The organism is Polaribacter sp. R2A056_3_33 (genome assembly GCF_019278485.1).
GTDB lineage: Bacteria > Bacteroidota > Bacteroidia > Flavobacteriales > Flavobacteriaceae > Polaribacter.
In genome coordinates this window covers 3,828,027-3,842,552 of the sequence record NZ_CP058984.1, presented here as the reverse complement: position 1 = coordinate 3,842,552, position 14,526 = coordinate 3,828,027, and the positions used below count along the sequence as shown (strand labels likewise).

The 14,526-nt window shown below is 28.3% G+C and carries 13 protein-coding genes; 11 read left to right on the top strand and 2 right to left on the bottom strand.

Going from position 1 to position 14,526, the window contains the following annotated elements; genetic code table 11:
* Positions 1-103 precede the first annotated feature (103 nt).
* The 11 genes from H0I29_RS16190 (at position 104) to H0I29_RS16140 (ending at position 12,570) form a co-directional block, all read left to right on the top strand.
* On the top strand, positions 104-1,396 hold the full coding sequence (locus H0I29_RS16190; protein WP_218753342.1) for an O-antigen ligase: 1,293 nt from the start codon (positions 104-106) through the stop codon (positions 1,394-1,396).
* A gap of 7 nt (positions 1,397-1,403) precedes the next feature.
* Positions 1,404-2,333: a glycosyltransferase family 2 protein gene (locus H0I29_RS16185; RefSeq protein ID WP_218730561.1), complete on the top strand. Its 930-nt coding sequence runs from the start codon at positions 1,404-1,406 to the stop codon at positions 2,331-2,333.
* 6 nt (positions 2,334-2,339) lie between these two features.
* A complete protein-coding gene (locus H0I29_RS16180) occupies positions 2,340-3,443 on the top strand; it encodes a glycosyltransferase (RefSeq protein ID WP_218753341.1) in 1,104 nt (367 codons plus the stop codon).
* 192 nt (positions 3,444-3,635) lie between these two features.
* Positions 3,636-4,919, top strand: a complete 1,284-nt coding sequence (locus tag H0I29_RS16175) for an MBOAT family protein (protein WP_254712652.1) — start codon at positions 3,636-3,638, stop codon at positions 4,917-4,919.
* 3 nt (positions 4,920-4,922) lie between these two features.
* The gene (locus H0I29_RS16170) at positions 4,923-5,834 is read left to right on the top strand and encodes a hypothetical protein (protein ID WP_218753339.1); all 912 of its coding nucleotides are present in this window, start codon (positions 4,923-4,925) and stop codon (positions 5,832-5,834) included.
* 83 nt (positions 5,835-5,917) lie between these two features.
* Positions 5,918-6,436 (top strand): serine O-acetyltransferase, encoded by a 519-nt coding sequence (locus H0I29_RS16165; protein WP_218730557.1) that lies wholly within the window; start codon positions 5,918-5,920, stop codon positions 6,434-6,436.
* Complete coding sequence (locus tag H0I29_RS16160) at positions 6,436-7,530, top strand: glycosyltransferase family 4 protein (protein WP_218753338.1); 1,095 nt, start codon at positions 6,436-6,438, stop codon at positions 7,528-7,530. Before H0I29_RS16165 ends, H0I29_RS16160 begins: the two co-directional genes overlap by 1 nt.
* A gap of 14 nt (positions 7,531-7,544) precedes the next feature.
* The gene (locus H0I29_RS16155) at positions 7,545-8,267 is read left to right on the top strand and encodes a WecB/TagA/CpsF family glycosyltransferase (protein WP_218753337.1); all 723 of its coding nucleotides are present in this window, start codon (positions 7,545-7,547) and stop codon (positions 8,265-8,267) included.
* Positions 8,268-8,279: 12 nt separating this feature from the next.
* The gene (locus tag H0I29_RS16150; protein WP_218753336.1) at positions 8,280-9,401 is read left to right on the top strand and encodes an MraY family glycosyltransferase; all 1,122 of its coding nucleotides are present in this window, start codon (positions 8,280-8,282) and stop codon (positions 9,399-9,401) included.
* A gap of 47 nt (positions 9,402-9,448) precedes the next feature.
* Positions 9,449-10,204: a polysaccharide biosynthesis/export family protein gene (locus H0I29_RS16145; RefSeq protein ID WP_218730553.1), complete on the top strand. Its 756-nt coding sequence runs from the start codon at positions 9,449-9,451 to the stop codon at positions 10,202-10,204.
* 14 nt (positions 10,205-10,218) lie between these two features.
* A complete protein-coding gene (locus tag H0I29_RS16140; RefSeq protein WP_218753335.1) occupies positions 10,219-12,570 on the top strand; it encodes a polysaccharide biosynthesis tyrosine autokinase in 2,352 nt (783 codons plus the stop codon).
* Between the two features lie 184 nt (positions 12,571-12,754).
* Here H0I29_RS16140 and H0I29_RS16135 read toward each other — a convergent pair whose 3' ends face one another.
* Together H0I29_RS16135 and H0I29_RS16130 are read right to left on the bottom strand one after the other, a co-directional pair.
* Positions 12,755-13,798 (bottom strand): L-dopachrome tautomerase-related protein, encoded by a 1,044-nt coding sequence (locus H0I29_RS16135; protein WP_218753334.1) that lies wholly within the window; start codon positions 13,796-13,798, stop codon positions 12,755-12,757.
* A 51-nt stretch (positions 13,799-13,849) separates the two neighbouring features.
* Positions 13,850-14,506, bottom strand: a complete 657-nt coding sequence (locus tag H0I29_RS16130) for an HAD family phosphatase (protein WP_218753333.1) — start codon at positions 14,504-14,506, stop codon at positions 13,850-13,852.
* Between the last annotated feature and the right edge of the window lie 20 nt (positions 14,507-14,526).

Below are 14,526 nucleotides of genomic sequence, written 5' to 3'. Positions count from 1 at the left end.
AAAAATATACATTCATTTTATAAAGAAATTACAACTTTATATAAAACGATTAGAAAATGTTGTTTTTAATCAGAAAAGAATGTTTTTATATCTTCAAATATAAATGGCTATAGGATTAAGTTTATTAGCTTTTTTAATTGTAATCATTTATGGTTTTGAATATGCCTTTTTAGGTAAAACCTATTTGGTAAGTACTACTTGGAATAAAAGAGTTAAATTTAAAGTAAACACGCAACAACGTTTTATTTTATTCTTATTAGCGACAGCAATTGTACAGGCAGGGAATTTTTCTGCATTGTTGTTATTAATTTGGATGGTATTTTTATTAGGGTTATTATTTAAGTATGGCATTCAAATGTTTTCATCACCAATGCTTAAAATTTACGCCTTGTATTTGTGTTGGCTGATTTTTTCGTTGGTTTTAACAACTGAAAAAGGATATGGTATTCGTGTCTTTTTTAAATTTTTATTTCCTTTTTTAGTCATATTGGTTGTTACTTCTATAAAAATTACAGACGTATTTTTTATAAAAGCGTTAAAAATAAGTTTTTTAGCAGGTGTTTTTATAAATGGATGTATTGTATTGATGAAAATTATTCCCATCTATTCTATTTATAACCCTATTTTATGGTGGCCTCCTGCAGTAATAGATGTAAATCCATTTTTTATAGGTACTGGAATATTATTGTACAAGTTTTCAAAAAAGAAATATGTATTATTTGCCATACTTCTTTTTATTAGTATTCCAATAGTAGAGAGTGTTAGAACAGGTTTAATAGGTATTGGTGTCTTTTTTTTAGCGGTGTCCTTTTTTAAGTATAAGTTAAAAGCACTTCCTGTATTTATATTGATAATTGCCAGTTTTGTAGCGTCTGTTTTATTTGTGCCTACAGTAAGAGATAAAATGTTTAGGACTTCTTTTAATAGTGCAGAAGAAGTTCTTAATATGAGTGGTAAAATATCACCAGATACTATTGATAGTAATGGTCGTTTTGCAATGTGGGAATGGAGTTTAAAAGTTTTCTATAAAGGAAATGAATTAATGGGTGCGGGTTTAGGTCAAATGCAAGCTCGTTTTTATTCTGGAAATCATCCTTTTGGAGTAATAAGAATAGCTCATAACGATTACCTTCAAATACTTTGTGATACCGGCCAAATAGGATTCGTTTTATACTTACTCATAATAATAAGTTTTGTTTGGCAAGCATTTCGAATTTATAACAATAAAAAAAATAATGTTTCTGCAAGATATGCTGCATTTATTGCAGGTACTTCTCTGTGTGGTATTATGGCAACAGCGTTTACAGACAATGTTGTAAACTATTCTTTAATTACCTTAAGTTATCCTTATATATTTTTTGGTTTTGCTTTGGTAATGAAATCTAAAAGAAAGTAATTTTATCATGAAAATAAGTATTGTTATTCCGCTTTACAATAAGAAAGATAGTATTGTTAATACTATTAAAACAGTCTTAAACCAAACTGTTTTACCAGATGAAATAGTTATTGTTAATGATGGTTCTACAGATGGTTCAGATAAAATTGTATCTAAATTAGAGCATCCATTAATAAGATTAATATATCAAAATAATTCTGGTGTTTCGGTTGCTCGTAATACAGGAGTTGATAAAGCTAAATATGAATGGATTGCCTTTTTAGACGCAGATGATATATGGAATGTAAATTACCTGAAAGAAATTAAAGCACTGTCAAAAAAGTACCCAAATAGCAATGTATTGGCAACTGCTTATTTAATGGAAGATTATAAAGGAAAACAGACACCTATAAAATTAAATAAAATTCCATTTAAAGGAGATACAGGAATCTTAATTAATTATTTTGAAGTAGCTTCCTGTTCTCATCCGCCACTTTGGTCTTCTGCTATTGTAATCAAAAAGGAAGCGTTACTAGAAATTAATGGTTTTCCATTGGGTATTAAATCTGGAGAGGATTTATTAACATGGGCTAAATTGGCAATTAAAAATCAGATTGCTTATAATTTAAATGCATTGGCTGTTTTTGTGCAAGATAGTGCACATACCTATGACAATAAACCGAATAGAATACCAGAAAAAATAGATATAGTAGGTCAGGAATTATATGATTTATATAAAAAAAATAAGGATGTAACTTGTTTAAAAGAATACATTTCTTCTTGGAAAAAAATGAGAGCTTCCATTTATTTAAGATTAGGCTTAAGATATAAATCAATTAAAGAATCTTTAGAAGCGATATATTATAACCCTTCAAATAAAGTGGTTTATGCTTACTTATTTCTAACAATAGTTCCGAGTTCAGTTTTAAACAAGATTTTAAAGAAGAATCAAAAATAAAATTAAATGAAAGCATTAATTTTTCATCCTGCCTTAGCACCTTACAGAGTCGATTTTTTTAATTCTTTAAATGAGTATTATTTAGCTTCATTTTATTTTAGTTTAAAAAATGTTAGTGATCAAAAATTTAATCAAGAGAACTTAAAATCTCTTTGTAATTTTAAATGTAACTATGTTTCTAATGGCTTCGAAGTTTTGGGAAGATCAATAAGAACCGGTGTTTTTTCAATTATTAAAAAAGAAAATCCAGATATTATTTTTTGTGCAGAATATAGTCAAATTACATTATTGGCATTTTTGTATTGTAAAATTTGGAATCCTAAAATTAAAATATACACTCTAAGTGATGATAGTATAAAAAATTCTGAAGACAGAAAAGGCTTGAGGTTGTTTTTTAGAAATTTTATTTCAAAGAATATTAATGGAGTTGTGTTTACGAGTAAAGAGGTTTCTAATTGGTATAAAAACAATGTTAGCATTACTAATAATACACTTGATTTTCCTGTTATTCATTCAGAAAAATCACTTGTAAAAAAATATTCAAATGCTATAAATCAAGCCAACACAAATATTGTCAAATATGATTTAAAAGATAAAAAAATATTGCTTTATGTTGGACGATTAGTAGCTGTTAAAAATTTATTTTTTCTAATAAAATGTTTTTCCAATGTTAAAGGAAGTGATAAAAAACTGGTAATTGTTGGAGAAGGAGTTTTGAAAGAAAAATTAATTGAGTTTACACAGAAATTAGGCATTTTAGAGGACGTTTTATTTATAGGTAGAAAGGAAGGTGTAGAATTATACAATTGGTATCTTTTTTCTCAATTATTTGTTTTACCAAGTACCTATGAGCCTTTTGGAGCAGTTGTTAATGAAGCTTTAGTTGGTGGTTGTCGTGTTTTATGTTCAAGTGTTGCAGGTGCATCATCATTGATAAATGAGAATAATGGGGTGTTATTTAATCCTGATGCCGAAAATGATTTATCAACGAAGTTACAACAAGCCTTTGAAGAAGCGAAACCATTAGGGACTTGTATTACTGAATTAAGAGATAGCGCAATGCCATTTACTTTTGATCAAAAAATGCAAGACTTATTAAAAAACATATAATAATCTCTATAGTTATATCAAAAAATATAAACCTATAAATAAATTATGCTATTTAATTCTTGGGAGTATGTATTCTTTTTTTTAGTTGTTTTAGTTATTTACTTTTCTCTAATACATAAATGGCGCATACATTTTCTATTAATTGCGTCCTATATTTTTTACTCGGTATGGAGTTGGAAATTTGCATTGCTAATGTTTGGAGTAAGTGTTTTAAATTTTTTTTGTGGAAAAAAAATATTTTATGCTGCTACTAAAAAGGCAAAAAGGAAATGGTTTGCAATTGCACTGATGTTTTCATTGTTGCCCTTATTTTATTTTAAATATGCCAATTTTTTTATTGATTCATTTTCTAATTTGGCCAATTTTTTTGATGTCCATGCTAATAAATATACTTTAAATGTTATACTACCAGTCGGAATTTCATTTTTTACTTTTCAGGCATTAAGTTACTCTATAGATATTTATAGAAATAGGGTAGGTGTAGAGAGTAGCTTAGTTAGATTTACAACCTATGTTGCTTTTTTTCCTCAATTAGTTGCAGGACCTATAGAGCGTTCTACTAATTTACTACAGCAATTTTATGAGGAACATGAATTTGATATTAAAAGATTTGTAGAAGGAGCAAAATTGTTTATTTGGGGTTTATTTAAAAAAATAGTAATTGCAGATAGATTATCTGTCTATTCAGATTCAGTTTTTAACAATCCAGAAGCACATTCGAGTCCAACATTAATAGTAGCAACTATATTTTTTACTTTTCAGATTTATTGTGATTTCAGTGGGTATTCAGATATGGCTATTGGTAGTGCAAGAATGTTAGGATTTCGTTTAATGCAGAATTTTAATTTACCTTATTTATCGAATTCTATAGGAGAGTTTTGGAAACGTTGGCACATTTCTTTATCAACTTGGTTTAGTGATTACGTATATATTCCTTTAGGAGGAAACCGTGTTTCAATTAGTCGTTGGGCATTTAATATTTTGGTAGTGTTTTTACTTAGTGGGCTTTGGCATGGAGCCAATTGGACATTTGTTATATGGGGAGCGTTGCATGCCTTTTATTATTTTATTGAATTTATTGGTAAAAAAATGCTAGTATTAATAGGAGCCGAGGATGTAATGAAAAAAGGATACTATAAATTTATTAAAATTATTATTGTATTTATTTTGGTCTGTTTTGCTTGGATATTTTTTAGAGCAAATTCTGTTTCTGATGCTTTCTTGATTATTACAAAAATAATTAGTTTTTCAGGACAATTATGGACAGGTGGATCCTCTGTAACAACAGTACTTTCTGTATTGTTAATCTTATTTTTAATAGGAGTGCAAATTCTGCAATTCAAAAATAAGGTATCCATTTACTTTTCAAAAACTCAATTGCCAAGTTTTGTTGAGTGGCTGTCTTATGCCTTTTTGTTAATTACAATTGCTTTATTTGGAATGTCTTCGAATGCTTTTATTTATTTTCAATTTTAAATTATGATTAAAAAGGAGATTAGCAACAAGCTTTTTAAGGACTACGTAAAAAAAGGATTACTATTTCTGTTATTGCTTATTGTTTTAGATAACGGAGTTAATTATTTTCTATTAAATGGGTTATATAAATATTATGGTTTATATACGGATAATGAAATTGCGCTTGTTGGTCACTCTCATTTAATGTTAGGTATTGATAAGGTAAAGATGGAGAAAGAACTTAATGTAAAAGTTTCTAAATATACAAGAGAAGGAGTAAACATTGTTGAAAGAGATTTAATGATAGATCAATTGTTAAAAAGTAATCAACAATTAGAATTAGTAGTATACGCTGTAGATGCTTGGATGTTTACAGGAGAGGGATTAAGTGAAAACTCTTACAAACAGTTTTATCCTTTTATGGGGGAAAAGACAATTAATGATTATGTTTTTGAAAACGCAACATTTGGAGATTTCTGGCAGCATCAAATTATAAAATCATCTAGATATAACGAAGGTCTAGTTAGTGGTAGTTTTAGAGGCTATTTAAAAAGTTGGGACAATTTAAAAGTCGGAATTCTAGATACAGTTGCTTTGAATTCTGATATTAAAAAAGGTGATTTTAGAAAGATTGTTTCTACAAAAGAGAATAGAAAAATATTTGAGAATACATTAAAAAAGATCACTCAAAAAAACATGAAAATCATATTGTTGTACGTTCCAACCTCCTTAATATATAACAACGCTGAAGTTGGAAAATTTAATTCTGAAATAACTTATTTCAAAAGCATTGAATCTAAGTTTAGTAATATAAAGTTTTTAGATTATAACGAGTTATATAGTGCTAATACAGATTTGTTTTATGACAGAATACACTTAAATCCTGAAGGGCAAAAGCTAGTTACTGCTAGTTTTATTGAATATTTAAAAAAATAGTACGCTTCCAATTAATACAATAGTATTTCTTATAGGAAAAATAAGAAGTACAAATTTAGTTCTATGACATTATTGATAAAAGTATGTTGATTTCTCAAATAATACAAGCAGGAAAACAGAATTCTAATTTTAAAGGAAAAATTGTAGTCTGCAATTATGTCTTTATGCGATATTTTAGAATTAGAATGAATAACATTTTTACTAAAATCTTATTCTCTCCTGTTATTATTTTATACAAGTTTATAACGGATTTTTTATTGAAGTGTGAAATTCCAGCATCAACGGTTATTGGAGAAGGTTTAGTAATTCATCATGTTACTGGTTTGGTTTTAAACAACAAGGTTGTAATAGGGAAAAATGTAACTCTAAAACATAATACTACCATCGGAAATAAAGAATCTTTAAAAGGAGAAGACTTAGGTTCTCCTATAATTGGAGATAACGTATTAGTTGGACCTCATTGTATAATTATTGGTCCTATTACTATTGGTAATAATGCTGTTATTGGTGCGGGATCTGTGGTTGTAAAAGACGTACTTCCTTTTACTGTAGTAGCCGGTAATCCTGCAAAAGTAATTAGTGTTTTAAAAGAAGATATTTAATGACTAAAAAAATACTATTCCTTTTGCATTTACCACCTCCGGTACATGGTTCTTCTATGGTGGGGCAATTTATAAAGGAAAGCGATTTAATTAATAGAAATTTTGAAACCAATTATATCGATTTAGGAACATCAAAAACGATTGATGAAATAGGTAAAAATCCATTAGGAAAAATTTTAAGGTATTTGTCTATTGTTTTTCAGACGTTTAAGCAACTGTTAGTTAACAAGCCCGATTTAATCTATTTAGCTATGACGGCTAAGGGATTCGGTTTTTATAAAGATACTGTTATTGTGTTTTTGGTAAAGTGTTTCCGAGTTCCATTAGTACTACATTTTCATAACAAAGGGGTACATACGAGACAAGAAAAAAGATTTGATAATTTTTTATATCAAAAGGTATTCAAAAACACAAAAGTGATCCTACTTTCTAAGCACTTATATTTTGATATTAAGACATATGTTGATGAAAACGATGTATACTATTGCCCAAATGGAATACCTCCTATAAATAAAGACTCGGTTACTAAACGGCTAAAAAATGAAACACCTAAATTATTATTTCTATCAAATTTAATAGCGTCTAAAGGTGTTATTGTTCTTTTAAAAGCACTACAAATTCTAAATAAAAAAGGAGTTGACTTTACATGTAATTTTGTTGGAGGAGAAGGAGATGTTACAAAAGAAATATTTACAGAAAAGTTAAAAGAATTGCAATTGATAAATAACGTTTTTTATTTAGGTAAAAAGTATAATAGTGATAAAACAGCAATATTTAATTCTTCAGACATATTTGTATTGCCAACGTTTTATCATAATGAATGTTTTCCATTAGTCTTATTAGAAGCCTCTCAGTTTGGTTTACCTATGGTTACAACTTTTGAAGGTGCAATACCTGAAATTGTAAAGGATGGTGTAAATGGTTTTTTAGTAGAGCAGCAAAATGTAGTTGACTTAGCAAATAAGTTAGAGATATTAATTAATGATTTCCCTCTTAGAAATCGCTTGGGAATAGCTGCTAAAGAGAAATATGAAGAATCTTATACGTTGAAAATTTTTGAAAAAAATATGTTTAATATTTTAAATTCTATCTAAAATAAAACCAAGAGATGATTAAATTAAAAGATGTTATAGAAAAGGTTTATTCTAACGATTTAAGTGAATTGTCACTTTTTAAAACAAAAAAAATAATTAATACAATAAACCCTCATTCTTATTGTGAGGCTAAAAAAGATCAATTTTTTAGTCAAGCTTTAAATGAAAGTAATGTATTGCTACCAGATGGAACCGGAATTGTTTTAGCAACCAAAGTACTTAATGGAAAAGTGATAAAAAAAATTGCAGGTGCAGATATACATCAATTTTTGTTAGAAGAAGCAGCATTAAAAAAACTAAATGTTTTTTATTTAGGAGCTTCTGATCATACCTTAAGTTTAATAAATACAAGAATAAAAAAAGAGTTTCCATCTATCACTGTAAATAGTTATTCTCCACCGTATAAACCGGAATTTTCTAAAGAGGATAATGTTAAAATGATAGCCGCAGTTAATAAATGCAAACCAGATATTTTATTTGTTGGTATGACGGCTCCTAAGCAAGAAAAATGGGTACATACAAACAGTGTCTTTTTAGATGTTAAAGTGATTACTTGTATTGGTGCTGTGTTTGATTTTTATGCAGGTACCGTAAAGAGATCTAGTCCTTTTTGGATTAAATTAGGATTAGAATGGTTCCCTAGATTATTAAGAGAACCTAAACGTTTATGGAAACGGAATTTTGTGTCTACACCCCTTTTTTTATGGGATTTGCTAAAAGCAAAAAATTATAAATAAAACCTACTAAAAATGCTACAACAACTTTTGTCTAACTTAACGGTGGTAAGCATACTAACTGTTATCAGTTCACTTTTATTAGTTTATTATATAATACCTAAAATTAGTTGGGTAATAATAAGGCGTAATTTAAATGAAAAACCCAATGAGCGTAGTTCTCATAAAGGAGCAACGCCTACAATGGCTGGAGTTGCCTTTTTTATAACTTTAATTTTAATGTTATTTTTTATTCAACATTTCGATACAGAAAATATTGGTTTAAATTTAATAGCAAGTACTACACTCATATTTATGGTAGGAGTTAAAGATGATTTAGTCGTTTCTTCTCCAAAAGCAAAGCTATTTATGGAAGCATTGGCTGTATTGTTTTTGTTTTTTCATAATGCTTTAGAAGGAAATAATTTGTATGGTTTTTTGGGGATTTATGAAATACCATTATGGCTAGTATATATTGCTAGTACTTTATTGGTCTTAACAATTATAAATGCCTATAATTTAATTGATGGTATAGATGGTTTGGCGTCTATTATTGCAATTATAATCTTTAGTGTATTTAGCCTAATATTTTATGCTATTAGTTTGTTTTTCTATTACTTAATCTGTTTAAGTTTTATTGGGATGTTATTAGCCTATTTATTTTTTAATTTTTCTATCAAGAAAAAAATATTTATGGGAGATACAGGCTCTTTACTAATAGGATTTTGTATTGCTTTTTTGTCTTTAAGATTTATGGCGATAGATATTAGCTTGTATAGTCATTTTACATTTAAACCAGAAAATGGCTTTTTTGTTTTAATGGCTATTTTATGTATTCCTTTGTTCGATTTGTTAAGAGTAATTGGAGTTCGTTTACTGCAAAAGAAAAGTCCGTTTTATCCAGATAGAAACCATTCTCACCATGTTTTAATAGATTTTGGTATGTCTCATTTTAAGGCAACTATGTTATTAGGTCTTGTTAATTACCTATTTGTAATCTTTATCATAAAATTAGGAACTTACTTAAATAGTTTTCAAATGTTAGGTGTGTTTGTTCTGGCTTTCGGATTGTTTTTATTGCTTTTTTATAGACTAAAAAGTAGTATTAATACAGAACGCTTAAAAATTAAAGAAGAGAAAATAGAAAGTATAATATAATAACTGTAAAAAAGAATTTTATCAATAATTAAATATCTATAAAAAAAATGAAGTATCTATATGTAACATCTGTATTGCTTTTATTTTTAGTCACATCATGTGTTTCTAAAAAAAAGATTGTGTATTTCGGAGATAAAAAAAAGGTGATAGTAAATAGTAGATTGCAAAAGTATGAACCTACTATTCAAAAAGATGATTTATTAAATATAAACGTATCTGCAGCAAATGCAGAAGCCGTTTTACCTTTTAACCTTTATGAAACTCCAATTTTAGATAATTCAATTGGAAGTGCAAAACCATTACCCTATTTAGTAAATGCTAGTGGCGAAATTAAGTTTCCGGTATTAGGTGTTTTAAAAGTAACAGGTATGACAACTAACGAATTAAGTGAGTTTTTACATACAAAATTGGCAGAATATATATCTAATCCTATTATAAATATTAGTACCATCAATTTTAAAGTAACTGTTTTGGGTGAGGTTAATAAGCCTGGTACATATCAAATTCAAAATCAACGAATCACCATTGTAGAGGCTTTAGGTTTAGCTGGAGATTTAACAATTAATGGAAATAGAGATATTACATTAATAAGAGAGCGAGATGGAGAACGTGTTTTTATACCTATAGATATTACCAATAAAGCCTTATTTAATTCCCCATATTACTACTTGTCACAAAACGATCTTATTTATGTGGAACCCAATAAAAGTAAGATTAACTCTTCTGGTATAGGGGCAAATACGAGTGTTATATTTACTTCGATAGCCACGTTTATATCAATTATTGCCATTTTAATACAATAACTATTTTTTAAATTATGCAACAAGAGAACCCTTTAAATTATATTTTTCAGGAAGAAGAACCTATAAATATAAGAGAACAGTTAGAAAAATATTTATTTCATTGGAAATGGTTTGTTTTTACTGTAATAGTAGCAATAGGAATAGCATATGCGTATTCTTATTATACACCAAGCCAATATAGAGTAGCAACAACAATTTTAATTGATGATGACAGTAATGGTGGTTTATCTAGTGAGCTTTCTGCCTTTGAAGATTTAGGTTTAATAGGAGGAGGAAAAAAATCGATAGACAATGAAATAGGAGTTTTAAAATCGTATACGCTTATGGAGCGTGTTGTAAAGGAATTAGGAGTCTATACCACATTTTACAAAGAAGATAGAGGGCGTATTACAGAATTGTATGATACAGAAGTACCTTTTAAAATAACTTTTTTTTCTAAAGAAAAAGTATATAATTTAAATACTACATTTAAAATTCATGTACTATCTGCATCTCAATTTGAGCTTATTTCAGAAGATGAAAGTGTAAAGAAACATGTCTTTGGCGAGAGTGTAAGTACCGTCTTTGGTAAGATAACGATAACACCTACAAAGACAGAAATTAAGAATATTAATGAAACCATAACGGTTAGAATATCTGCATTAAAAAATGTTGTTGAAGGTTTAAGAGGAGCGCTGCAAGTAGGTTTAATGTTTGAAAAATCTAGCTTATTAGAACTTAGTTTAATATCTCAAAATAAAGAAAAATCAACAGCAATTTTAGATGGATTGGTAAGACAGTATAATGAAGATGCTGTTGCTGGTAAAAATTTAATAGGTAACAATACTCGTACTTTTATTGATGAGAGGTTGGCTGTTATAGAAAAAGACTTATCTGCTGTAGATAAAGGAGTAGAAGATTTTAAATCTAATAACAGGTTAACTGGTATTCCTGCGGAAGCGGCCATAGTATTAGAAAATAATGCAGAGTTAGAAAAGAAAATTGTAGATTTAAATACGCAGATTAGGTTAACTGATTATGTAATGTCTTATATCACTGAAAATAAAGAAAATTTAATACCTGCTAATTTAGGTTTAAATGATGGTAATTTAGACGGCAACAGTATTCAGTACAATGAGCTAATTTTAGAACGTAATAGAATTTTAAAAGGATCTAGTCTTAAAAATCCAGTAATTGTTAATTTAAACTCTCAAATTGCTCAGTTACGAGGTAGTATTTATCAAAGTTTGGTAAACTTAAAATCATCTTTAACTATTTCTTTAATTGATGCCAAAAAAGCAGAAAGTAAAGTAGGCTATAGAATGTCTTCTGTACCTAAACAAGATAGAGAGTTTAGGGATATTGAAAGACAACAACAGATAATAGAAACATTATACCTGTACTTATTACAAAAGAGAGAAGAAAATGCAATTTCACTAGCAGTAACAGTACCTAATGCAAAAGTAATTGATACCGCAAGAGGTAGTAATAGCCCAATAAATGCTAAAGGTAAAGTGGTATATTTGATTGCTATTTCATTAGGTTTAGCAATACCATTTGCAATTATTTATGTGTTATTTTTATTAGATAATAAAGTACACAACACCAAAGAAGTAGAATCTGTTGTAAAAGCACCTTTAATGGGAGAAATTCCAAAAACAAAGGATACTAGTAAAGTCATTCAGAAAGATGATAGAAGTGGTTTGTCTGAATCTTTTAGAATGATTCGTACAAATTTAGATTTTATGCTTTCTGGAGCCGGAATTAAAGATGGAGGAAAAACTATTTTTATAACTTCTACATTACCGAGTGAAGGTAAAACTTTTATTTCTGTAAATTTATCTGCGGTATTGGCATTATCAAACAAAAAGGTATTATTAATTGGTGCGGATATTAGAAAACCTCGTTTAGAAGAATATCTAGGTATAAAATTAGGTAAAGGAATCACCCATTATTTAACAGATAATTCGTTAAAAGTTCCTGATGTAATTGAACATGTAGATGCACTTAATATTGATGTGTTACACTCTGGTGTAATAGCACCAAACCCTTCGGAATTACTAAGTAACGGACGTTTTGAAGATCTTTTAGCGTATGGAAAAGAACATTACGATTTTGTAATTGTTGATACTGCTCCGGTAAAATTAGTAACAGATACTATGTTACTAGGTAGAAGTGCCGATTTGTTTATTTATACAATTAGAGCCAATTATTTAGACAAACGTTTGTTAGAAATACCTGCAAAGTTATACAAAGACAAACGTTTACCTAATATGACCGTTTTATTGAATGATGTAGATGTAGAAGCAGAGTATGGTTACGGTTATAGCTATGGCTACGGTTATGGAGAAGCTGAGGTTAAGAAGTCTTGGTGGAAAAGAGGATAAAAGAACTATTTGAAAAATATAATTCATTTATTAGAGGATTAATCAATATTAAATTGGTTGTCTAGAATTGAATATTTTGTGGTTTAAAATAAAAAATAGCTTGGAGGTTTTCCAGGCTATTTTTGTGATAATTATTACAGAATAAAAAAAAAGCTTTAAAATGAAGTAAACAGTAAGTTTCTAGCTATTGTTTTGCTCCGTTTATGCTCATTTTATGAATAGTAAATTCCATGTTTATAATATCTTCTTTAACTTCATTAATTCTAGAATTGGTATAGTATAATTCATCGTTATAGATGCTAAATGTATCTGCCCATTTAATTTTTTCACCTTCAGCAAAAACACTTATTTTACCATTAGATATATTAAATTTCATAATCTTGTTACTTTCTAAATCAGCAAGAAATAAAATACCTGATTGATCAAAAATCATTCCATCTGGAGCAGTTGTTTTTGCTATAAGTTTTACATTTTTTTCAATTTTAGTGTTATTACCTTTTAATAAAAATTCAGTAGATATAGCATATAAATTATAACCCGTTAAAGCATGAAAATATAAAATATCATTTTTAGTGTCCAATGCAATTCCGTCTGAATGAACCGTGTTTTTCCATACACTGTTTTTAAAAGTTAAGTGATTGGTTTCTGCAAGTGTTGAGGTATGATTATTTAATACTCTAAAAGAATCTCCAGAATTTATATCAATCACTACAAGTCCCGCATGTCCAGAATCTGTTAAGTATATTTTACCCTTTTTTTTATCAACACGTAAATCGTTTATATAAGAATCTTTTAGAAAACTATCTTCTGATAAAATATAGGTTCTTATCAATTGATTTGTAGAAAGGTTAAAAGCAAAAACTCTAGGATTATCTAATACCCCTTTAAATAATGGGTTACGGGTATCTAAAACATACACAATATTTTCGAATGCAACAACAGATTGTACTGCTACAAATACGCTATCAGACATTGCTGCACCTAATTTCCAACTGTTCCATTTTTGGTTAGGGTAAGCAGTCGAATTTTTATCATCAAGAACTTCAACAACCGAATTTTTAATGTTTTCTCTCCATCTTGGAAAATTAGCGAATATTCTACCTTTATCACTAACAGTTACACCTGTTACTTGTTGCCCTTTAAAAGAAGTGACTTGTTCAATTTGTTTTTTATCAGATTTACAACTCCAAATTCCAAATATGATAAATAGTACTAATATTTTTCTCATTATAATGTTTTAATAAAGTTCTTTCTTACTAATTTGACGATAAACAACGACTTAAATAATTTTATGCAACCTTTTAAAATTATTAACGATAAAATCGGCATTTTTTAAAGATTGATCTTCGGCCATTGGGTTTCTGTAACCAAATACAAAAATACCTGCATCATTGGCTGCTTTAACACCGTTATCAGAATCTTCTATAACCACACAGTTTTCCTTTGGTGTATTTCCTAAAGAAGCTGCTTTGTTAAAGATTTCTGGGTTTGGTTTCGATTCCGTTAAATCTGCTCCACTAATTTTAGCTGTAAAATATTTGTTTAAATCAAATCGATTAAAAACTCTATCGATATTGACCATCGCAGAGGAAGATGCTAAAATTAAGGTCAAACCTTTTTTATGACAATGTTTTATTAAATCCTCTACACCTTTTACCAAATGCAATGTTGGGTCATTTTCAAAGAAATTTACATAGCGTTTTCTTTTATTTAAAACCAATTCTTCCGGATCTAAATCTAACTTAAAGTGTGCTACTAATTTCTGAAAAGCATTAATGGTAGACGAACCTGTTAAAGTTTTGTATAAATCGTCAGAAACAGTTACACCAATAGAGGCAAAGGTTTCGTAATACGCTTTTTTATGAATTTCTTCTGAATCTATAATTACACCATCCATGTCAAAAATGACACATTTTATTTCTTTTGGTAAGTTCATTTATATAATTTTTTTCTATT

Coding starts and splice junctions, on each gene's coding strand:
- H0I29_RS16190 (WP_218753342.1), top strand. CDS start 104: ATGGCTATAGGATTAAGTTTATTAGCTTTTTTAATTGTAATCATTTAT.
- H0I29_RS16185 (WP_218730561.1), top strand. CDS start 1,404: ATGAAAATAAGTATTGTTATTCCGCTTTACAATAAGAAAGATAGTATT.
- H0I29_RS16180 (WP_218753341.1), top strand. CDS start 2,340: ATGAAAGCATTAATTTTTCATCCTGCCTTAGCACCTTACAGAGTCGAT.
- H0I29_RS16175 (WP_254712652.1), top strand. CDS start 3,636: ATGTTTGGAGTAAGTGTTTTAAATTTTTTTTGTGGAAAAAAAATATTT.
- H0I29_RS16170 (WP_218753339.1), top strand. CDS start 4,923: ATGATTAAAAAGGAGATTAGCAACAAGCTTTTTAAGGACTACGTAAAA.
- H0I29_RS16165 (WP_218730557.1), top strand. CDS start 5,918: ATGTTGATTTCTCAAATAATACAAGCAGGAAAACAGAATTCTAATTTT.
- H0I29_RS16160 (WP_218753338.1), top strand. CDS start 6,436: ATGACTAAAAAAATACTATTCCTTTTGCATTTACCACCTCCGGTACAT.
- H0I29_RS16155 (WP_218753337.1), top strand. CDS start 7,545: ATGATTAAATTAAAAGATGTTATAGAAAAGGTTTATTCTAACGATTTA.
- H0I29_RS16150 (WP_218753336.1), top strand. CDS start 8,280: ATGCTACAACAACTTTTGTCTAACTTAACGGTGGTAAGCATACTAACT.
- H0I29_RS16145 (WP_218730553.1), top strand. CDS start 9,449: ATGAAGTATCTATATGTAACATCTGTATTGCTTTTATTTTTAGTCACA.
- H0I29_RS16140 (WP_218753335.1), top strand. CDS start 10,219: ATGCAACAAGAGAACCCTTTAAATTATATTTTTCAGGAAGAAGAACCT.
- H0I29_RS16135 (WP_218753334.1), bottom strand. CDS start 13,798: ATGAGAAAAATATTAGTACTATTTATCATATTTGGAATTTGGAGTTGT.
- H0I29_RS16130 (WP_218753333.1), bottom strand. CDS start 14,506: ATGAACTTACCAAAAGAAATAAAATGTGTCATTTTTGACATGGATGGT.